The following is a 19,714-nucleotide window of genomic DNA, read 5'->3' as shown; positions in this document are numbered from 1 at the left end:
CTGCTATGTCGTTTGCGGCTGTGGTGGCGCTGCCGTATTCAATTGGAATCCAACGCTGCGATACGCTTTATAGCGGTCGCGCGCCAGTTGTTTGAGCGTGTCTTCGTAAGGAACGAAGTCTATCACTTCATGGAAAGCAGTAGCAAAATCTGCGAAGTGGGGCAGCAGGCTAATCAGCAGGTCGCGCGGTGAACTGCCGCGACGCTGTGGCCAGGCCAGCTCAACCGGCGCACCGTAGCGCGGGCCTTCACCCGCCAGGTTGTGTGGCACGAAGGCGTTTGCCGGTCGTTGCCACAGCGCTTCGTCGAGACGAATGGCTTGCTGTTCATCTTCGCAGGCGATCAACACCCGCTTTCCGGCCCGCCAGCGTGTTTCCGCCAGATTGCACACCAGCGCTTCAACGGCGCTAAGGCCATCGCTCGTTGCATCGGTTTCCAGCACGTAGAAGGTTGCGTTTTTCATCGGTTTGCTCATCAGAAGATCAAGGGCGGAATGATATCCGCCCTTGCTGTCAGAAAAGAGGGCGCTTAATCGTCGCCGTTCAATCCTGCCCGATTCAACAGAAATTGCGACAGCATCGGCACCGGACGTCCGGTGGCGCCTTTGGCCTTGCCGGAGCGCCAGGCGGTACCGGCGATATCCAGGTGTGCCCAGTTATATTTGCGGGCAAAGCGTGCCAGGAAGCAGGCGGCGGTAATCGCGCCGCCGGGACGGCCACCAATGTTCGCCATATCGGCAAAGTTGGACTCCAGCTGCTCCTGGAACTCATCCGCCATCGGCAGACGCCAGGCGCGATCGCCTGACTGCTCTGAGGCGCTAATCAGCTCATGCGCCAGCGGATTGTGGTTCGACAGCAGGCCACTGATGTGATGACCCAGCGCAATCACGCAGGCACCGGTCAGCGTCGCCACGTCAATCACCACTTCCGGATCGAAACGTTCAACATAGGTCAGCGCATCGCACAGGACCAGGCGGCCTTCAGCGTCGGTGTTCAGCACCTCAACCGTCTGGCCAGACATGGTGGTCAGCACGTCGCCTGGACGCATCGACCGGCCATCCGGCATGTTTTCACAGCCTGCCAGCACGCCGACTACGTTCAGCGGCAGATTCAGCTCTGCCACCATACGCATCACGCCATAGACGGCGGCCGCGCCGCACATGTCATACTTCATTTCGTCCATGCTGTCGGCAGGCTTGATGGAGATGCCGCCGGAGTCAAAGGTCAGCCCTTTGCCCACCAGCACAATCGGACGTGCTTCCGCATCCGGATTGCCTTTGTATTCAATTACCGACATCAGCGATTCGTTTTGCGATCCGGCCCCGACAGCGAGATAGGCGTTCATGCCCAGCTCTTTCATCTGCTGTTCGCCGATGACGCGGGTGGTGACATTTTTGCTGAAGGCATCCGCCAGCTGACGCGCCTGTGACGCCAGATAGGCGGCGTTACAGATATTAGGTGGCATGTTGCCGAGATCTTTAGCCGCTTTCATACCGGCAGCGACCGCTAATCCATGCTGGATCGCCCGTTCGCCGCTGGTCAGTTCACGGCGGGTCGGTACGTTAAAGACCAGCTTGCGCAGCGGACGACGTGGCTCCGCTTTGTTACTTTTCAGCTGGTCAAAGTTGTAGAGCGCCTCTTTAGAGGTCTCTACTGCCTGGCGCACTTTCCAGTAGGTGTTGCGGCCTTTGACATGCAGTTCGGTCAGGAAGCAGACTGCTTCCATTGAGCCGGTGTCGTTGAGCGTGTTAATGGTTTTCTGAATGACCTGCTTGTACTGGCGTTCATCCAGCTCACGCTCTTTACCGCAGCCAATCAGCAGAATACGCTCGGACAGGATATTTGGCACATGATGCAGCAGCAGTGTCTGGCCCACTTTTCCTTCCAGCTCGCCGCGGCGCAGCAGGGCGCTGATGTAGCCGTCGCTGATTTTATCCAGCTGCTCGGCAATCGGTGACAGACGACGCGGTTCGAAAACGCCAACGACAATGCAGGCACTGCGCTGTTTTTCCGGGCTTCCGCTTTTTACACTGAACTCCATGCACTCTCCTGAATCTTAAAGACAACGGCCGCTGCTGCCGCTAGAATGTAGCGCGCTCATGACCCATTTATTCATCGTCGCAGCATGACATTCTGCTGCTGGAGGTCATAATGAATCAGGGTGACAAGATGTTGTTTTTTCACCACCCGGACGCGTTTTTCATACAAATTTAGCTACGGCGACGGCCATTGATGAAGAAAAATGGCTGATAAGCGTTGAAACTAGCGATTTTCCTGCAAAAAGACAAGTTTTCACAGGCGTACTAAGCGTGATCATCATTAGATATCTGGTTCGGGAAACGCTCAAAAGCCAGCTGGCTATCCTGTTTATCCTGCTACTCATCTTCTTTTGTCAGAAGTTAGTCAGGATCCTGGGTGCCGCGGTGGATGGCGAAGTGCCGACAAACCTCGTTCTGACCTTGTTAGGACTCGGTGTGCCTCAAATGGCACAACTTATACTGCCCTTAAGTCTGTTTCTGGCGATCCTGATGACGCTGGGGCGTCTCTACACGGAAAGTGAAATTACCGTGATGCACGCCTGCGGCCTGAGTAAGGCCGTCCTGGTGAAAGCGGCGATGGTGCTGATGCTGTTTACCTCGATAGTGGCGGCAGTAAACGTCATCTGGCTGGGGCCATGGTCATCCCGCTATCAGGATGAGGTGACACAGAACGCCAAAGCAAACCCGGGTGCGGCGGCAATGGCCGCCGGGCAGTTCCAGACCTCCAGCGACGGCAGCGCCGTGCTGTTTGTCGAGGATGTAAAGGGCAACAACTTTGGTAACGTGTTCCTGGCGCAGTTACGGCCAAAGGGCAACGCGCGGCCTTCAGTGGTGCTGGCTGACAGCGGTCACATGGAGCAGCATAAAGATGGCTCGCAGGTGGTGACGCTGGATAAAGGCACCCGTTTTGAGGGCACCGCTCTGCTGCGTGATTTCCGTATCACCGACTTCACCAATTATCAGGCCATTGTGGGTTATAAAGCGGCAACGCTCGATCCTAACGATGCAGAACAGGCGAGTCTGACTGACCTGTTCGCGAATAAGACACCTGATTTTCAGGCTGAGCTGCACTGGCGTCTGACGCTGGTGTTCGCGGTGCTGGTGATGGCGTTGATGGTGGTGCCGCTCAGCGTGGTGAACCCACGTCAGGGGCGCGTGCTGTCGATGCTGCCCGCCATGATGCTCTATCTGATTTTCTTCCTGTTGCAGAGCTCGCTGAAGTCGAGCGGCGCGAAAGGGCGGCTCGATCCGGCGCTCTGGATGTGGGTGGTGAATATCAGCTATCTGGTGCTGGCGGTGCTCCTTAACCTGTGGGATACGGTGCCGATGCGTCGGATTCGCGCCCGCTTTACCCGCGGAGGGTCGGTCTGATGTTTCGCGTACTTGACCGCTATATCGGTAAAACCATTTTCAATACCATTATGCTGACGCTGTTCATGCTGGTGTCGCTTTCCGGCATCATCAAGTTCGTCGATCAGCTGCGCAAGACCGGCCAGGGCAGCTACAACGCGCTGAGCGCCGGTTACTACACGCTTCTTAGCGTTCCCAAAGATATTGAGATCTTTTTCCCGATGGCGGCCCTGTTGGGCGCACTGCTGGGACTGGGCGCGCTGGCGCAGCGCAGTGAACTGGTGGTGATGCAGGCGGCGGGCTTTACCCGCATGCAGGTTGCGCTGTCAGTGATGAAAACAGCGATTCCGCTGGTGCTGCTGACCATGGCGATTGGCGAGTTTGTTGCGCCGTCGGGCGAGCAGATGGCGCGTAATTACCGGGCGCAGCAGCTTTACGGCGGTGCGCTGGTCTCAACACAGAACGGTCTGTGGGCGAAAGATGGCAATAGCTTTATCTTTATCGAGCGCATTAAAGGCGACAACGAAATTGATGGCGTGAGCATCTACAGTTTTAACGATCAGCGTCGTCTGCAGAGCGTGCGTTACGCGGCGACGGCGACCTGGGATGCGGCTAAGAAGCGCTGGATACTGTCGCAGGTTGATGAGTCTAACCTGACCGATCCGAAGCAGATTACCGGTTCACAGAGCCTGAGTGGCGAGTGGAAAACCAATCTGACGCCGGACAAGCTGGGTGTGGTTGCGCTGGATCCAGACGCGTTATCGATTCGCGGTCTGCATAGCTACAGCAAATATCTGAAGCAGAGCGGCCAGGAATCGGGACGTTATCAGCTGAATATGTGGAGCAAAATCTTCCAGCCGTTGTCGGTGGCGGTGATGATGCTGATGGCGCTGTCGTTTATCTTTGGTCCGCTGCGTAGCGTGTCGATGGGTGTGCGTGTCGTAACCGGTATCAGCTTTGGCTTCCTGTTCTACGTGCTGGACCAGATTTTCGGTCCGCTGAGTCTGGTTTACGGTCTGCCGCCGATTCTGGGAGCGATTCTGCCGAGTTTTGCGTTCTTCGCTATCAGTATGTTTATGTTGATTAAGCGGCGCTAAGCGCAATGAATGCAGTAAAAGAAAAGGCCGCGCAAGCGGCCTTTTTTGTGACCGGTGTTCAGGCTCAGGGCAGGCTCCCATCGCTTTACGTTTTGCAGCCGTGTGGGAGTAACGGTTTCAGCGGCCTGATTGTCTGTACGTAAAGCCGATGGTCTGTTTGAGTGAAGGCTCAGGGAGCATACGCCTTCCACAAAGACGCAAAAGCGCCATCCGTGGCGGCTCAGCGCGGGCCATCCCTGGCCCGCGATGCTTTGCTACAGGCGTATGCTCCCATCGCTTTACGTTTAGCTGTCGTCTGGAAGAGGCGGTTTCAGCGACGGTGAGCGGCTTTATTCTGCGCTGACGGCCTGTTTATGAGGAGTGCCGGGTCGTCTCTTTCAGTGTCCTGATAAGTTGCTCTCTGTTCAGGGCTACGCAATAGGCGGGCGTCCCACGCTCGAAACGCCAGCCTTCCGCTAACGATCCCGCATCCACCGCATCAAATCCAAAGGCCTCATATAAAGCCGTGGCGGTCGCTTTCCCTTCGCTATCATCCCCCGCCAGCGGTAACGCCTGCCGGTTGGCATCGCCCGGCGGCAGGCCCTGCGTTTCAAGATCGGTCATGCGGATGGCATTGAATGCCTTGGTGACGCGGCTGTCAGGAAGCAGGCGGGCAAGCCGTTCACTGGTGCTGATGCGGCCATTGAGCAGCTCTTCAATTTCGCCATCGCGGTCGGGATAGTAATTGACCGCATCAAGTACGATTTTTCCCCGCAATTCTGTGGCCGGAAGTTGTTCCGTTGCCGTGAGCGGCACGGCAATCACCACCACGTCACCGAACTCTGCGGCCTCGGTGGCGGTGCCGGTTTCACAGCCAATCATCGGCTTCAGGCTGAACAGCGTTCGTGGATCGCGCGAGTTGCTGAGCATCACCTGATGTCCCGCCTGAATCGCCAGTTTTGCAATCGCCCGGCCAACAAAGCCTGCGCCAATAATGCCTATTTTCATACGTTTCTCCTCGATGAGTTTCACGCACTGACCTTAATTAAAAACAGGAGGTGAATAAATCGACAAACAGACGCAATATAAACAACCAACAGGAGGGAATCATGGATCGGCTTACCAGCATGAACGTGTTTGTTACCGTCGCGGAATCGGGCTCGTTTGCCGCCGCAGCCGGGCATTTGCAAATCTCACCGCAGATGGTGGCGAAGCATATCGCCATGCTGGAGAAGCATCTCGGTACGCTGCTTCTGCATCGCACCACCCGACGACAAAGTCTGACGGATGTGGGCCGCAACTATTTCGAACGCTGCAAAATCGTGCTGGCAGAGGTGCAGGAAGCGGATGCGATCGCGCTGGATATGCAGCAGCGGCCGTCCGGTACGCTGAAGGTCAGCGCCCCGGTCACGTTTGGTTCTTTTAGCCTGGCGCCGTTTGTGACCCGCTATCTTGACCGGTTTCCGGAAACGCAGGTCGATCTTGAACTCAGCGATCGGCTGGTCGATCCGTTTGAAGAGGGTTATGAGGTGGTGATCCGGATTGGTGCGCTGGCGGACAGTTCGATCATCGCCCATCCACTGCAGCCCTACCGGCTGATAGCCTGCGCGTCACCAGCCTATCTGGCGCGGCACGGTGTGCCCGCCACGCCAGCGGAGCTGGTGAACCACGCCTGTCTCGTTTATGGCATCTGGTCGCCCTCAAAACCCTGCCGCTGGGTATTCAGCCAGGCCGGTAAGGTTGAAGAGGTGCATCCGCAGGGGCGCATGCGATCGAATGACTGGAAAGCGCTGCTGCATGCGGCGCTGGAGGGTTATGGCATTACCCTGGGACCGGCCACCATTCTCTCTGAAGAGATCAGACAGGGCCGGCTGGTCCAGGTGCTGCCCGATTATGCCGGGCCAGCACGACCCATGCATGTGCTGATCCCGGCGGGCCGCCGCCAGACGGTGAAAATCCGCAGCTTTGTTAGCGCCATTATCACCGAGTTTGGGCTCTATCCACCCCAATCCGGCTAAACCAGGTGGTTATCGGCTCAGCAGCGGCAGTAACTGGGGCAACTGCGACAGCAGGTAGAGAATCAGCCCGATGGTGCCGCCAACCAGCGTGCCGTTGATGCGGATAAACTGCAGGTCTTTACCGATATTGAGTTCGATCTGCTGCGACATGTCGCGTGCATCCCAGCTCTTCACGGTGTCGCTGATGTGACGCGTCAGGAAGCCAGCAAACTCTGGCGCAACGCTGCGTGCGGCCTGTTCCAGATGCTGATTCATCGAGTCACGCAGCGCCGGGTCGGCCGCCAGGGTTTCGCCCAGCCACAATGCTGCACCACGCACTTTCTCCTGCACCCGTGAGTCATCACTGCTGAGATCCGCCTTAAGCCAGTTGCGCATATCATTCCACAGCTCGCCGATGTAACGATTGAATGAGGCATCTTCTTTCAGCCAGCCTTTGATCTCTTCGGCACGCTCTGCCATTTCCGGGTCGTTCTGCAGTTTAACGATCAGTTTGTCGACCGCCCGATTGAAGCCGAGGCGCAGCTCATGCCCCTGATCCAGCGCCACATCATCCAGCAGTGAATCGACCGCGTTTGCCACCAGTTCGGCGCTGTGCTCGCCCAGCCATTCGGTCGGCAACATTTTGGCTTTGATCGGATGCTCGCGTTTGAGCCAGCGCACCAGCTGCATGGCAATAAACTCGCGGGTACTGGGCTTGTGCAGCAGCTTCAGCAGCTGTTCGATTGCCGCGTCCAGCAGCGCCTGATGACGGTTGTTTTTCGTCAGGCTCTCCAGCAGCAGGGCGCTGGTCTGGCTGAGATCGACCTTGTCGATGGCGCGATGTACTGCGCGGCGCATGAAATTCTGGATCCGTGTGTCATCGGTCAGATCAAGGAAGCCGCGCATGACCTGCAGCAGATGGCGGCCAATGCGGTCAGCATTGCCCGGCGCATTCAGCCATTGCGCCAGCAGGTTGGAAGGATCGTGACGGCGAATAAGATTCAGCAGCGAGTCGGTATCAAGAAACTTCTCCTGCACAAAGCGACCGAGGTTTTCACCGATACGATCTTTGTTGCGCGGAATGATGGCGGTATGACGCGAGATAAAGGGCACCGGCACGCGCCGGAACAGTGCGACCACCGCGAACCAGTCCGCCAGCGCGCCGACCATCGCAGCTTCCGCAATCGCTTTTATGCCGCTGACCCAGAAGCCGGGCGGCAGAAAAAGCGTAACGATAAAGGTAATTGCAGCCAGCAGTAACAGCAGCAGCGCCAGACGTTTCGTCCGTTTCAGTTCGTGTTGTTTATCCATATCCTGATCTTAGCAGAGAGCCGGTTTCATCGGCGACGACCACCCAGCAGGCTGCCGAGTACGCCGCGGATGATCTGATTGGTAATCTGGCGCGTGGCGCTTTTCGCCATGGTCTGTACCACGCCATCGTGCTTGCCGCCGCGCGGGCCGGTTCGGCCAAACAGGATCTCTTTCAGCCCGCCGAGAATGCCGTTATCTACCGCGACGTCGTCGCCTTTCGCCGGAGGCGCACTGGCCTGATCGCTGGCGGCCTGAAACCCTTTTTGCAGCTTCTCAAATGCCGATTCGCGATCAACTTCGCTGTCATATTTGCCATAGAGCGGTGAATGATTGATCAGGCCGTTGCGCTCATCGCCTGTGACCGGACCCATACGTGAGCCGGGGGCGATCACCATGGCCCGTTCCACCACCGACGGACTGCCTTTGGTATCCAGGAAGGAGATCAAGGCTTCGCCGGTGCCCAGCGCCTGAATCGCCTCGACGCTGTCAAACGCCGGATTGGCGCGCAGGGTATCGGCGGCGGTTTTTACCGCTTTCTGATCTTTAGGGGTGAAGGCGCGCAGGGCGTGCTGAACGCGGTTGCCGAGCTGGCCCAGCACCCGATCGGGAATATCTGCCGGGTTCTGGGTGACGAACCAGACGCCGACCCCTTTGGAGCGGATCAGCCGCATGACCTGTTCTATTTTCTCCAGCAGCACCGGCGGCGCGTCGGTAAACAGCAGGTGCGCCTCATCAAAGAAGAACACCAGCTTTGGCTGATCGAGATCGCCCGCTTCCGGCAGATGCTCATAAAGCTCCGACAGCAGCCACAGCAGGCTGGTGGCGTAGAGTTTCGGCATCTGATAGAGCTTTTCGGCAGAGAGGATGTTGATGACGCCTTTGCCGTTGCTGTCGACGCGCATCCAGTCGGCGATATCCAGCATCGGTTCACCAAAGAAGTGCTCCGCGCCCTGTTGCTCCAGCGTCAGTAACCCGCGCTGGATGGCGCCGACCGAGGCGCTGTTGATGTTGCCGTAGTGGGTCTGGAAGCTTTTGGCGTTGTCACCGATGTACTGGGTCATGGCGCGCAGATCTTTGAAGTCCAGCAGCAGCAAACCCTGGTCATCGGCGATGCGGAAAATAATCTGCAATACGCCGCTCTGCACCTCATTCAGATTCAGCAGTCGCGCCAGCAGCAGCGGCCCGAGATCGGAGACGGTAGCGCGAACCGGATGGCCTTTCTCGCCGAAGATATCCCACAGCACCACCGGATTACTCTGCGGCTGCCAGTCGGTGACGCCGATTTTCTCCAGCCTCTCCTGCAGTTTTTCGCTGGACTGGCCAGCCATCGCCACGCCGGTCAAATCGCCTTTAACGTCAGCCATAAAGACCGGCACGCCGCTGGCGGAGAACGATTCAGCCAGTTTCTGCAGCGTAACGGTTTTACCGGTGCCGGTCGCGCCGGTGATCAGGCCATGGCGGTTGGTCATTTGCGGCAACAGATGAAGTTCGACGTCTGGCGTACGGGCAATCAGTAGCGGGGAAGTCATGATTTCCACTCTCAGGCATTGGGTTATGCCTGAAGGATAGCAAGCCGGAGCGGCACAGGAGGAGAACTATTCACCAAAAAAAGGCCGCTGCCCGGGGAGCAGCGGCCTGCAACAGTGGTTTACTTCTGCACCTCTTCAAAATTGAGCAGGCTGACCCCGATGCCCTGCTGCAGGTGACTGAGGTTGCTGCGCACCGCCACCTGGGTTGCGCCCTGTAACAGCATGACAAACGGCGAATCCTGCTGGATGCGGGTTTGCAGCCCGGTGTAGAGGTTGCGACGTTTCACCGCATCGCTCTCTCCTGCGGCGGCGCGGGTCTGTGCACTCAGCTCCGGAATCGTCCAGCCGACGCGCCACGCCAGGGTTTTGCCGCCGCCCGGCACGTTATAGGCAAAGGTGCTGGCATTGGTGTTGGGATCGATGTAGTCCGCGCCCCAGTAAGTAAAGATGGCCTGGAAGTCACGGCTGCGCATTTTGCTCCACAGCTCCGATTCCGCCACCGGCTGGATATCAAGCTGCACATCCGCTTTGGCAAAACTGGCCTGCAGTGCCTGCGCCACGTCAATGTAAGGCGGCTGGTTCACCACCGTCAGCGCGATATGGGTGCCAGGTTTAATGCCGCCTTTTTGCAGAATCGCCTGTGCCTTTTTCAGATCGTAATGGAACGGTGTCGTGTTCAGCGCACCATCGAAGCCATCCGGCAGGAAGCTCTGATGAATGCGGTACTGACCTTTCAGCAGCTGGTTCGCCAGGCTGTCATAGTCAACCAGCCAGCGTGCCGCCTGCCACAGCGCCGGATTCCCCAGCGCCGGTTGCTGCGGGCTTTGGGTGTTAAAGCCGATGTAATAAACCAGGCTGGACGGGAAAGCATCAATACGCACATTGGCGGTGTTCTTCAGCGCGGTAATCTGATCCGGACCGAGCTGATAGGCGACATCCACATCGCCCTGCTGGATCAGCAGACGGCGGCTGCCCGGATCGGCCACACCTTTCAGCAATACCCGCTTCAGATGCGGCTTCCGGATGCTATTGGGATTGGCTTCCAGCACCAGCGCCTGCAGCGGCACAAACTGTTTTATGGCATAGGCGGCGCTACCGGCGGAGTGCACCTTCAGCCAGCTATTGCCGTAATCGTTGTTGCTGGCGTGCTCTTGTGCCAGTTTGCTGTCGACGATGGAGGAGACTGGCGCGGTCAGCAGGCGCAGCGCCAGATCGCTGCCGATCTCCGCTGGCCAGCGCAGTTCAAGCTGGTGGTCATTAATTACCGTGAACTGCTGATCGATGTTTTCTGGCGTCCAGCCAAATTCACCCAGAATAAAAGAGGGCGCTTTATTGAGTTTTACTGCACGGGTTAATGAGAAGACCACATCCTGTGCGGTCACGGGATGACCACTGGCGAAGCGGGCCTGCGGATTAAGATCAAACACCAGGCTGTGAGGCGTTTTGCCTGCCTGCCAGCGCGTGGCCGCCAGCGGCGAGAGCTGCTGCGGATTCTGATGGTCCGGCTCCAGCAGCGTCTGGTAGATATTGCGCAGGCTGCTGTTGCTGACGGTCTCAAAACTTTCAGCCGGGTCGAAACTGATGATGCCATCAAGCGGAACGGCAATCACCAGGGTGTCGTCAGGCGTGGCGGCGTGTGCCGGGTGAACCAGTGCCAGAGCCGTAAACAGGGACAAGAGTGTTTTTCGCATGGAGGGTTATCCTGAGTCGTTGATAGCTCTACTCTATCGGGCGCCGGATAATCTCCAAATGCGGGTTTCTTATGAGCTTTGCACAATTATTAGCGTAGTCGTTCAGGCAAAGAGACAAAATAAGATAATGACGGTCAGTAATTATTTCGTTGTCATTTTACAGCGGGCGGAATAAAGCCGGTTTTACTCCGGCGATCACAAATTGCGCACAGTCTGATTGTATGACTATCAAAGTCACTATAGTGTTAACGATGAGAATCATTCTCTTGTATGGAAGTATGATATTTTTTTATCGGTTATTTGGCGTGATGATGTCAGGGCGAAAATAATAACCCTCATTCCTGCGTTAAAAGAGTTAAATACCCGATGTTTATGCGGTTTTACCCCCGATTTCCGCGCTGTAAATCTTTTACCTCTCCGCAACCCTTTCGCAACACCATGATAAACTTTCACTAAGACACATCTTAAATTCAATTTTTACATTCAGACATATCTATATCCCTAAGATTGCCAGGTTATTAACCGATAAGTTCCGTTAGTCACCGAACCATAATTCTACCTGCCCTTGTCTGTTCTGCCGTCGTCTGTGCCGCGTGCGTTGATCTCTGCGGGGAGTTTTCCGCCTGCACTCAGCCTTTCAGCTTCATAACAAATAAAGCGGGTATTTAGCAGATGAGAGTCGTGCGGATATGCTTTTAGAAAAACCCACCACCAGGCGTAAATTTTTGCTCGGTTCACTGCTGGCGTTGCCATTAAGTGAACTGGTCTTCAAAGGCATTACTGCGGCACAGGCGGCAGAGATGGCCGCACCGGAGTTAGCCGATTACAAACCGATCTTTTTTAGTGCCGATGAGTGGCAGTTTATCCTGGCCGCCACTGACCGTTTGATTCCGGCAGGCGGCAAAGGCAAAGCGCCGGGCGCGCTGGAAACTAACGTGCCGATCTTTATCGATCAGCAGCTGCACAGCGAAGCGTTTGGCAGCGAAATCTACATGCAGGGGCCGTTCAATACGCAGGCGCCCGCAACCATGGGTTACCAGATCCCGTTCCGCCCACAGCAGATGTATCAGACCGGTATCCGGCTGATTAATCAGTGGTCGCAGAACACCCATCAGAAAGCGTTTCATGCGCTGACGCTGGAAGAGAAAGATGCGGTACTGACCCAGGTAAACAAAAACGAGATCGACTTTGCTGCACTGGGCGAAGCCGATCTTAAGCCTGCGCATTTTTTCAGCCAGCTGCTTTCCGATACCAAGCATGGCTACCTTGCTGACCCGATGTACGGCGGTAATAAAGGCATGAAAGCCTGGATCGCCATCGGCTTCCCCGGCGCGCGTGCCAGCTTCACCGAATGGGTGAAACAGCACAACGTTCCTTATCCGCTGGGTCCGGTCAGTGTGAAGGGCGAACGCGCGTAGGGCGCGTCCACATCAGGTATTTGAAACAGGATTATCATGGCACAGGTTACTAAAAAAGAAGTCGACGTCGTGGTCTGCGGCCTCGGCTGGGCAGGCTCGCTGATGAGCATCGAGCTGGCACTGGCAGGTCTGGACGTACGCGCCCTTGAGCGCGGCGGCGATCGCGATTATGACGAGTTCGCCTACCCGAAACCGGCGGATGAATACGCCTATGCGGTGCGCAATAAAGTGTTTGCCACCCCCGCCGAAGTGGCGGTCACCGTCCGCTACAACAGCAGCCAGACGGCATTGCCAACCCGTAAATGGGGTGCGTTTGCACCGGGCACCGGCGTAGGCGGTTCCGGCCTGCACTGGACCGCAGTACTGATCCGTCCGACACCGACTGATATCAAACTGAAGACTTATGTCGATGAGGCTTACAAGCCGGGCATTCTGCAGGATGATATGCGGGTGATGGACTTCCCGTTCAGCTGGGAAGAGATCGAGCCTTACTACTATAAATTCGAACTGATTTGCGGCCAGTCGGGCAACACCGGCAACCTGCGCGGCAAAATTCTGGAAGGTGGCGATCCGTTTGAAGGCCCGCGTTCTGAGCCTTATCCGCTGCCTGCGCTGGATGACACGCTGAACAACGTGATGTTCAAAGAGGTGGCGACCAAACTCGGTTACCATCCGTTCCCGAACCCGTCGGCCTGTGTGTCGCGTGCGTGGAAAAACCCGTACGGCAACCAGATCGCGCCGTGCAACTACTGCGGCTACTGCAGTAAATATCCCTGCCTGAACTACTCCAAAGCGTCGCCGCAGACCGCCGTAATGGATTCACTGAAGCGTATGCCGAACTTCTCCTATGAAGTGAATGCGGAAGTGATCAAGGTCGTGCTGAACGATGATAAGAAAACCGCTAAAGGCGTGATCTACATCGATGCACAGGGCAACGAGTGTTTCCAGCCAGCGAAAATCGTGGTGCTGAGCAGCTTCCAGCTCTACAACGTGCGACTGATGCTGCTCTCCGGCATCGGCAAGCCTTACAACCCGATTACCGAAGAGGGTGTGGTAGGGCGTAACTACGCGTTCCTGTCCAACGGCGGCGCGACGCTGTTCTTCAAAGATAAAAACTTCAATCCGTACGCTACGGCGGGCGCGACCGGCCAGATGTTCAACGATATCTCGCCAGGCAACTTCGACGGCCCATCCCTCGGCTTCCTCGGCGGCGCGAAGATCCACAGCTCACAGGCGACCGGTACGCCGATCAGCACCGCGCTGCCAAAAGGCACGCCGACCTGGGGCATGGGATACAAGGAAGGTCTGGAGGAGTGGTACGGTCATTCGATGAAGATCAGCATCACCACCACCTGTCAGTCTTACCGCGATATCTATCTGGATCTCGATCCGAACTACAACGATCACCGTGGCCTGCCACTGCTGCGCATGACCTTCAACTGGAAAGAGAATGAGCTGAAGCTGCAGCAGCACCTGAAAGGCATCGTCGGCAATATCGCGAAAGAGCTGAACCCTGACAGCATGAGCATGAGCTTCCTGCCAATGGGCGCGGATTTCGATCTGACCAAATATGTCTCTACCCACAACGTGGGCGGTGCCGTAATGGGCGATAACCCGAAAACCTCGGCGCTGAACAAGTATCTGCAGAGCTGGGACGTGCATAACGTCTTTGTGCCGGGCGGCAACGCTTTCCCGCAGAACTTCCAGGCGAACCCGACCGATACCATCGGTGCGATCACCCTGATGGCGGCTCAGGCGATCAAAGATCAGTATCTGAAAAATCCCGGCCCACTGGTACAGGCATAAGCGCATGAATAAGCTGAAACTGAAATCTTTTATCTTTGCCAACGCGGTGCTGTTAGCCAGCGGATTTGCGCTGCCGGTTCACGCCGAAGATGAAGCGCAACTGATCAAGCAGGGCGAATATCTCTCGCGGCTGGGCGACTGCATGGCGTGCCACTCACTGCCTGGCAAGCCTGACTATTCGGGCGGGCTGGCGATTGAGTCGAACCTTGGCACCATCTTCTCCACCAACATCACGCCCGATAAGCAGCACGGTATTGGCAACTACAGCGAGCAGCAGTTCTCGGACGCGGTGCGCAAAGGGGTATTACCGGACGGTTCGCATCTCTATCCGGCGATGCCTTATCCTGATTACGCCAAAATCAGTGATGCCGACATCCACGCGCTTTACGTCTACTTCATGAAAGGCGTGCAGCCAAGCGCAGAACAGCCGCCGGAAACCGATCTGAGCTTCCCGTTCAGCCAGCGCTGGGGCATGCGTTTCTGGAACTGGGCGTTCGCCTCGGATAAGCCGTTCCAGCCGATTGGTGGAGCTTCTGAAGAGGTCAACCGCGGTGCCTATATCGTGGAGAGTCTGGGCCACTGCGGCAGCTGCCATACGCCGCGCGGTCTGGGCATGAACGAGAAAGCGCTGGATAGCGGTGACGATAAATTCCTGGCAGGCGGCAGCCTGAATAACTGGGATGTGCCGTCACTGCGTGGCCTGCCACGCTGGAGCGAGCAGGAAGTGGTGGACTACCTGCAGACCGGCCGTAACGATAAAGCGGCGGTGGGCGGCGAGATGACCTCGGTGATTGAGCACAGCAGCTCACACATGACCGACGCCGATCTGAAAGCCATCGCGGCCTACCTGAAGTTCCTGGGCGGCAACCCGCCATTGCAGGCGTACAACGTGCAGGCGCAGCAGGCAACGGAAGCGAAACTCACTGCCGCGAAGAACCTGAGCGAAGGCGAGCGTCTCTATCTGGATAACTGCGGTGCCTGTCACTTCGTGACCGGCAAAGGCGCCCCGGGGATCTTCCCGGAGCTGGATCAGGCGACGATCGTCAATGCCAAAGATCCAACCGGTCTGATCCACACCATCCTGGCCGGCGCACAGCAGCCTTCCACCGCGAAGGCCCCGTCGAAACTGGCGATGCCAGGCTTTGGCCAGCGTCTGAATGATGAAGAGGTGGCGCAGCTGGCGACCTTTATTCGCCAGGGCTGGAGCAACACCGCGCCAGCGGTGAGCAAAGATCAGGTTGCTGAAGTGCGTAAAACGTTGAAGTAATCGGTCCTGAGTTTTCCCCTCTGCCCGTCAGGAGAGGGGAAATCCCGGATTAGTGAAAGGTGCGCACCACTTCCAGCACGCCGTTAATGATAAACTGCACGCCCATACAGACCAGTAAAAATCCCATCAGGCGCGATATCGCCTCAATGCCGCTTTTACCCACCAGCTTCATGATGGCACCCGAGCTGCGCAGTGAAACCCACAGAATCAGACTCACCAGCAGGAAGATTAGCACTGGCGCGACGGTGATGACCCAGGCCGGAAAGTCGACGCCGCTTCTTACCGTCGAGGCGGAAGAGATGATCATCGCAATGGTACCCGGCCCCGCCGTGCTCGGCATCGCCAGCGGCACAAAGGCGATATTCACCGGCTCTTTGGCTTCATCCAGCTCATCCAGTTTCTGCTTTGCTTCGACAGAATGGCCGGCAGGTTTAGCCGGGAACAGCATCCGAAAACCGATAAAAGCAACGATCAGGCCGCCCGCCATGCGCAGGCCAGGAATGGAGATGCCGAAAGTATTCAGCACCGCGCTGCCCGCATACCATGCCACCATCATGATGGCGAAGACATAGATAGAAGCCTGGCGCGCCTGTCGGTTGCGCTCCTGGAAGTTCATCTCACCCGCCAGCCCCAGAAACAGCGCCACGGTGGTGAGTGGATTGGCGAGCGGCAGGATCACCACCAGCCCCAGACTGACTGCTTTAATTAACTCCAGCATGACAAATCGCCTTTTCCGTGGTGATTAGTGCTTCGGACGCTCCAGCGCCTCAAGCAGTTCCGGGAAGAAGTCCTGCAGGATTTCAGGCGTCATCAGTTCGGGATACTGCATTAGATGCTCGCGGATACGCTCATTGATGTCCGGCAGCAGACGCTGGGCCGCGGCGCTGGCGGTGATTTTGTGCTTCTTCATGGCGCGCAGCAGATCGCCCGGCAGCGCGTCTTCGTCGTCGGCGTCATCCACCATCTCCAGCGCGTCCAGCTCGTCGAACATCTCCATCAGCGCTTCGGTCTGTGGCGTGCGCGACTCATATTCACGCGGATGTTCATCTTCCAGGAAACGCAGCATAGCGCGCATCGGCGTGCCGTCTGGCGTGGAAGGCGGCTCGGTAGCGAACCAGCTCAGCAGCTGATGCATGGTGACCTGATGGACGCGAAAGCCGCTGTCGACCAGCTCATCGGCCAGCAGCTCGGCGGTTTCGTTTTCAATCACGCAGATGTGGGTACGTTTGGGTTCGTACTGCTCCAGCCACTGGTAGATCTCTTCAATCACGCCATCGTCATACTCGAATTTTTTGGTGACATAGCTGTCGTCCTGTTCGTGAACGCAGGCCTGAATCTGATCGGGGTCGAAGTAAAGTGCGATGTTGATGCCTTTCATGCGTGCTGTCCTGTAGAAATCAAAACAACACTATAGCGCTCAACCCCAGGTTAAGGGAATGTCAGGCGTCACAGCATGGGGGGCGTTTAACGCTCCCCTCAGAGCAGAGAGGGGAGAGAGAAGGGAAGGAGATCAGGAGATAAAGTTTTTGCCCTGCTTCAGCACCACATCACAGGCTTTGGTTTTCAGCTTCTCACCCATCGGCGAGTTGCTCAGGCTTTGCAGATTCAACTGCTGGCCATTACCGGTATTCAGCAGACCGGCCACGCCCTGGGTGTAATCGGTTTTCTGTTCCTGCGCGGTGGTGGTGTTCAGACCGAGCTTGCTCAGCACCTGGTCTTTGACCGACTGCACATTGTTTTTCACCACGTTATGTTCGACACAGTACTGCATCACACCAGCGGCGTTGGTCATGCTGTTGGCACTGACCGCTTTATCGCCGCCGCCCAGCATGCTGGTAATGGTAGAAAGCGACATGCCGCCATTCTGCTGCGTGGTGCCGGTGGTGCTGCCGTTGTTCTGCTGGCTGAGCTGCGATGCTGCACTGCTCAGCTGATCCTGCCAGCTTGCCGCTGATGCACTGCCTGCGACCAGAAGTGCCGCCAGTCCCCATCCCCACGCACTGCGTTGTGCTTGCTTCATTTCAACCTCGGTATGTGCTTATTCAGTTTTCCTAAGAAAGGCTGATGGGCAGAAAGTTCCTGACTTCCTTTTATAAAAAGCGTCTTAAATAGCACTTTGGGAATCTTCTGTAATAAGAGCGATAAAATATTCAGATGCTTGTGGGTGTTATTATTCTGTGAAGTGATTAACTGAAGGCAGTAATAAGCACATCCCGCGGAAACATTATTTAATATCCTCACGATGTTTATCAGGAATCGTCCTGGTTTAAATTAAAGTTACCGCTTTGCTTATAGCGCGTTTTCTAAGCGCTTGCGTCTGGTCTGGTAATATTTACCTGCGAAATCATCTTAATATAACTTCATGTACTTTAGTTGTTTTTCATTTTTAGCGTAGCGGCTATTTAAGCCGTACCGCTGGTTTTTGATGCGATTTTATGTGCCGTAATTAAATCGAGTTAGCGGAGTTTTTTATTATTCCGGCTTGCGAAATCAGCCAGAGTGTTCATGCTTAATCACTGTGTCAGGCAGTTGTGGCAGATATTTAATTTAACGGGAGCGATATTATGGCTGGACAGCCAGAGCACAATAATAATGCAGAGGTCACGCTTAAACTCGCTGAAGAGCAAATAGCCCTGACGAAGCAAAAGATTGTGGATGGACATGTCCGTGTTACCCGTTCCACAACTGAGCATGACGAGGTCATCAGTACACTGCTTAACCGGGAGAAGGTTGAGGTTGAGCATGTAGCGAAAGCGCAACCCGTTGAAACGATGCCCGAAATCAGGGAAGAGAACGGTGTACTGATTGTCCCGGTAGTAGAGGAAGAAATCCAAATCGTCAGAAAGCTGGTGCTTAAAGAGGAGATCCACATCCGAAAAGTGCAGGAGAATGTTCCTTTTCAGGAAGTGGTGACCCGACGTGAGCAGCAGGTGAACGTTGAAAGAGATGACGATCAAATTAGCTAACAGAGAGGAACCTATCATGGCACATGAAAAAATCGTAACACTGTTCGATTCTGCAATTCAGGCAGAGGCCGCGAAAAGAAATCTCGTGAAAGCAGGCTTTTCTGATCGGGACATCAGTCTTATCAGTGGAGAACGTTTGCAGGAGGAAGGACACTCTATCCGCCATCCAAGTATCTGGCAGCGTCTGTTTGGTCACTCCGTTGATAAAGAGCAGGCCGATGTTTACACCAGAGCGATGGACAAGGGCGGCGTAGTGCTGACTATCCGCACCGAGGAGGAGAAGCTGGCTCGCGCCATGACCATTCTCCATTCTCATGACTCGGTGGACGTTCCGTCACGTATGCAAAGCTCGGTTGAGAATGGCACCATCGCGCCGGGCATCAACCCGACGACGGCCGGTAAGCAGTTTGCCGGTGAGACCAACGACCGCCAGGTTGAACCGCGACGCACCTCACTGACCGGTGATGAGAGCGAAGCTGATATTCTGCGTCTGGCCGAAGAGCAGGTAGAAGTGGGTAAACGTCTGGTGAGCGAAGGTTCCACCCGCGTACGCCGCTATACCGTGACCGATACCGTATCTGAAGATATCTCGCTGCATGAGCAGCACGCCGACATCTTCCGCCGTTCGGTGAATGAACCCGCGCTGGCCGGTGAAGTGGACTGGTCCGAGAAAACCGTAGAAGTTGCTGAGACGCATGAGCAGCCGGTGATCAACAAAACGACCCACGTGAAAGAAGAAGTGGTGGTCCGTACCGACGGCAGCGATCGTACCGAGACGATTAACGACACGGTGCGTCGTCAGGAAGTGGATATCGACCATGCACGAGGTGGTCTGGAGCGCGAACTTCCAGGGACGAATGCAGGGGTAAAACCTGCGACCGCCGCCGCAGGCACGCAGTCACCAGGTGCACATAACCGTGACCACAAAGAGAGCCTGACTGAGAAGGTGAGTGAGAAAGCCAGCGAAGTGAAGGATAAGGTCGGGAACAAACTGCACGATCACTCGCATTGAGGCGCTTATCCTGACAACAACAGGCGCTAATGGGCACAGCTGAAGCCCGATGCTGAGCATGCAAGATGCAAGAAGGGGCCAACTGTGAGGTTGGCTCTTTTGCGTTTGTGGGGGAACAGGATGGTGTTTAGGGAGGAGTCGACAGGCAACAGATTGGCAATGTAATGCTGCTCAAAAATAGAGATAACTATTATTGAGGCAATGCCAGAAATGGCGACAAAGCTCTGGCGCGACCTGGAAATTAATGGCCAGCG

General features: G+C 56.1%; 17 protein-coding genes. 8 read left to right on the top strand and 9 right to left on the bottom strand.

Going from position 1 to position 19,714, the window contains the following annotated elements; all coding sequences use genetic code 11:
• Positions 1–3: 3 nt before the first annotated feature.
• Complete coding sequence (locus OK412_RS15535; RefSeq protein WP_010251657.1) at positions 4–462, bottom strand: DNA polymerase III subunit chi; 459 nt, start codon at positions 460–462, stop codon at positions 4–6.
• A gap of 65 nt (positions 463–527) precedes the next feature.
• A complete protein-coding gene (gene pepA / locus OK412_RS15530) occupies positions 528–2,039 on the bottom strand; it encodes a leucyl aminopeptidase (RefSeq protein WP_010251654.1) in 1,512 nt (503 codons plus the stop codon).
• A 268-nt stretch (positions 2,040–2,307) separates the two neighbouring features.
• Between pepA and lptF the strand changes: the two genes are divergently transcribed.
• Positions 2,308–3,408, top strand: a complete 1,101-nt coding sequence (gene lptF / locus OK412_RS15525) for an LPS export ABC transporter permease LptF (RefSeq protein WP_264353333.1) — start codon at positions 2,308–2,310, stop codon at positions 3,406–3,408.
• Positions 3,408–4,484, top strand: a complete 1,077-nt coding sequence (lptG, locus tag OK412_RS15520) for an LPS export ABC transporter permease LptG (protein WP_010251648.1) — start codon at positions 3,408–3,410, stop codon at positions 4,482–4,484. Before lptF ends, lptG begins: the two co-directional genes overlap by 1 nt.
• A 351-nt stretch (positions 4,485–4,835) precedes the next feature.
• Here lptG and OK412_RS15515 read toward each other — a convergent pair whose 3' ends face one another.
• Positions 4,836–5,471, bottom strand: a complete 636-nt coding sequence (locus tag OK412_RS15515) for an NADPH-dependent F420 reductase (RefSeq protein ID WP_264353332.1) — start codon at positions 5,469–5,471, stop codon at positions 4,836–4,838.
• Between the two features lie 101 nt (positions 5,472–5,572).
• Here OK412_RS15515 and OK412_RS15510 point away from each other — a divergent pair, with 101 nt between their 5' ends.
• Positions 5,573–6,481 carry a LysR family transcriptional regulator gene (locus OK412_RS15510; RefSeq protein WP_033787469.1) on the top strand — a complete coding sequence of 303 codons (909 nt, stop codon included), beginning with the start codon at positions 5,573–5,575 and terminating at the stop codon, positions 6,479–6,481.
• 9 nt (positions 6,482–6,490) lie between these two features.
• Here OK412_RS15510 and OK412_RS15505 read toward each other — a convergent pair whose 3' ends face one another.
• The 3 genes from OK412_RS15505 to OK412_RS15495 all read right to left on the bottom strand — a co-directional run bounded on the left by OK412_RS15505 (position 6,491) and on the right by OK412_RS15495 (position 10,991).
• On the bottom strand, positions 6,491–7,771 hold the full coding sequence (locus OK412_RS15505; RefSeq protein WP_132499323.1) for a DUF445 domain-containing protein: 1,281 nt from the start codon (positions 7,769–7,771) through the stop codon (positions 6,491–6,493).
• A gap of 26 nt (positions 7,772–7,797) precedes the next feature.
• Positions 7,798–9,300, bottom strand: a complete 1,503-nt coding sequence (locus tag OK412_RS15500; protein WP_264353331.1) for a helicase HerA-like C-terminal domain-containing protein — start codon at positions 9,298–9,300, stop codon at positions 7,798–7,800.
• 119 nt (positions 9,301–9,419) lie between these two features.
• Positions 9,420–10,991: an ABC transporter substrate-binding protein gene (locus OK412_RS15495; protein WP_264353330.1), complete on the bottom strand. Its 1,572-nt coding sequence runs from the start codon at positions 10,989–10,991 to the stop codon at positions 9,420–9,422.
• Positions 10,992–11,680: 689 nt separating this feature from the next.
• Here OK412_RS15495 and OK412_RS15490 point away from each other — a divergent pair.
• The 3 genes from OK412_RS15490 to OK412_RS15480 are packed head-to-tail and all read left to right on the top strand — an operon-like array spanning position 11,681 to position 15,482.
• Positions 11,681–12,409 (top strand): gluconate 2-dehydrogenase subunit 3 family protein, encoded by a 729-nt coding sequence (locus OK412_RS15490; protein ID WP_010251628.1) that lies wholly within the window; start codon positions 11,681–11,683, stop codon positions 12,407–12,409.
• Between the two features lie 36 nt (positions 12,410–12,445).
• Positions 12,446–14,215: a GMC family oxidoreductase gene (locus tag OK412_RS15485; RefSeq protein WP_010251625.1), complete on the top strand. Its 1,770-nt coding sequence runs from the start codon at positions 12,446–12,448 to the stop codon at positions 14,213–14,215.
• A gap of 4 nt (positions 14,216–14,219) precedes the next feature.
• A complete protein-coding gene (locus OK412_RS15480) occupies positions 14,220–15,482 on the top strand; it encodes a c-type cytochrome (protein WP_264353329.1) in 1,263 nt (420 codons plus the stop codon).
• Positions 15,483–15,531: 49 nt separating this feature from the next.
• Here OK412_RS15480 and OK412_RS15475 read toward each other — a convergent pair whose 3' ends face one another.
• From OK412_RS15475 to OK412_RS15465, 3 genes are all read right to left on the bottom strand, one after another.
• Positions 15,532–16,200, bottom strand: a complete 669-nt coding sequence (locus OK412_RS15475) for a MarC family NAAT transporter (protein ID WP_022625312.1) — start codon at positions 16,198–16,200, stop codon at positions 15,532–15,534.
• 24 nt (positions 16,201–16,224) lie between these two features.
• Entirely contained in the window at positions 16,225–16,860 is a 636-nt protein-coding gene (locus tag OK412_RS15470) for a hypothetical protein (protein WP_010251615.1), read from the bottom strand.
• 132 nt (positions 16,861–16,992) lie between these two features.
• The gene (locus OK412_RS15465) at positions 16,993–17,502 is read right to left on the bottom strand and encodes a DUF2501 domain-containing protein (RefSeq protein WP_010251612.1); all 510 of its coding nucleotides are present in this window, start codon (positions 17,500–17,502) and stop codon (positions 16,993–16,995) included.
• Between the two features lie 544 nt (positions 17,503–18,046).
• On the opposite strand from OK412_RS15465, the gene OK412_RS15460 reads away from it, so the two are divergent.
• Both OK412_RS15460 and OK412_RS15455 read left to right on the top strand, forming a co-directional pair.
• Positions 18,047–18,448, top strand: coding sequence for a DUF2382 domain-containing protein (locus OK412_RS15460; RefSeq protein ID WP_010251609.1), 402 nt, complete (start codon positions 18,047–18,049; stop codon positions 18,446–18,448).
• Positions 18,449–18,464: 16 nt separating this feature from the next.
• Positions 18,465–19,460, top strand: a complete 996-nt coding sequence (locus tag OK412_RS15455; protein WP_264353328.1) for a YsnF/AvaK domain-containing protein — start codon at positions 18,465–18,467, stop codon at positions 19,458–19,460.
• Positions 19,461–19,714 lie beyond the last annotated feature (254 nt).

It is taken from the genome of Pantoea sp. JV6 (assembly GCF_025910055.1).
Taxonomy (GTDB): domain Bacteria; phylum Pseudomonadota; class Gammaproteobacteria; order Enterobacterales; family Enterobacteriaceae; genus Pantoea; species Pantoea agglomerans.
This window is presented reverse-complemented; position numbering and strand designations above follow the sequence as displayed.

Excerpts from the sequence above, each read along its gene's own strand:
- OK412_RS15535 (WP_010251657.1), bottom strand. The coding sequence starts at position 462 with ATGAAAAACGCAACCTTCTACGTGCTGGAAACCGATGCAACGAGCGAT.
- pepA (WP_010251654.1), bottom strand. The coding sequence starts at position 2,039 with ATGGAGTTCAGTGTAAAAAGCGGAAGCCCGGAAAAACAGCGCAGTGCC.
- lptG (WP_010251648.1), top strand. The coding sequence starts at position 3,408 with ATGTTTCGCGTACTTGACCGCTATATCGGTAAAACCATTTTCAATACC.
- OK412_RS15515 (WP_264353332.1), bottom strand. The coding sequence starts at position 5,471 with ATGAAAATAGGCATTATTGGCGCAGGCTTTGTTGGCCGGGCGATTGCA.
- OK412_RS15510 (WP_033787469.1), top strand. The coding sequence starts at position 5,573 with ATGGATCGGCTTACCAGCATGAACGTGTTTGTTACCGTCGCGGAATCG.
- OK412_RS15505 (WP_132499323.1), bottom strand. The coding sequence starts at position 7,771 with ATGGATAAACAACACGAACTGAAACGGACGAAACGTCTGGCGCTGCTG.
- OK412_RS15500 (WP_264353331.1), bottom strand. The coding sequence starts at position 9,300 with ATGACTTCCCCGCTACTGATTGCCCGTACGCCAGACGTCGAACTTCAT.
- OK412_RS15495 (WP_264353330.1), bottom strand. The coding sequence starts at position 10,991 with ATGCGAAAAACACTCTTGTCCCTGTTTACGGCTCTGGCACTGGTTCAC.
- OK412_RS15490 (WP_010251628.1), top strand. The coding sequence starts at position 11,681 with ATGCTTTTAGAAAAACCCACCACCAGGCGTAAATTTTTGCTCGGTTCA.
- OK412_RS15485 (WP_010251625.1), top strand. The coding sequence starts at position 12,446 with ATGGCACAGGTTACTAAAAAAGAAGTCGACGTCGTGGTCTGCGGCCTC.
- OK412_RS15480 (WP_264353329.1), top strand. The coding sequence starts at position 14,220 with ATGAATAAGCTGAAACTGAAATCTTTTATCTTTGCCAACGCGGTGCTG.
- OK412_RS15475 (WP_022625312.1), bottom strand. The coding sequence starts at position 16,200 with ATGCTGGAGTTAATTAAAGCAGTCAGTCTGGGGCTGGTGGTGATCCTG.
- OK412_RS15470 (WP_010251615.1), bottom strand. The coding sequence starts at position 16,860 with ATGAAAGGCATCAACATCGCACTTTACTTCGACCCCGATCAGATTCAG.
- OK412_RS15465 (WP_010251612.1), bottom strand. The coding sequence starts at position 17,502 with ATGAAGCAAGCACAACGCAGTGCGTGGGGATGGGGACTGGCGGCACTT.
- OK412_RS15460 (WP_010251609.1), top strand. The coding sequence starts at position 18,047 with ATGGCTGGACAGCCAGAGCACAATAATAATGCAGAGGTCACGCTTAAA.
- OK412_RS15455 (WP_264353328.1), top strand. The coding sequence starts at position 18,465 with ATGGCACATGAAAAAATCGTAACACTGTTCGATTCTGCAATTCAGGCA.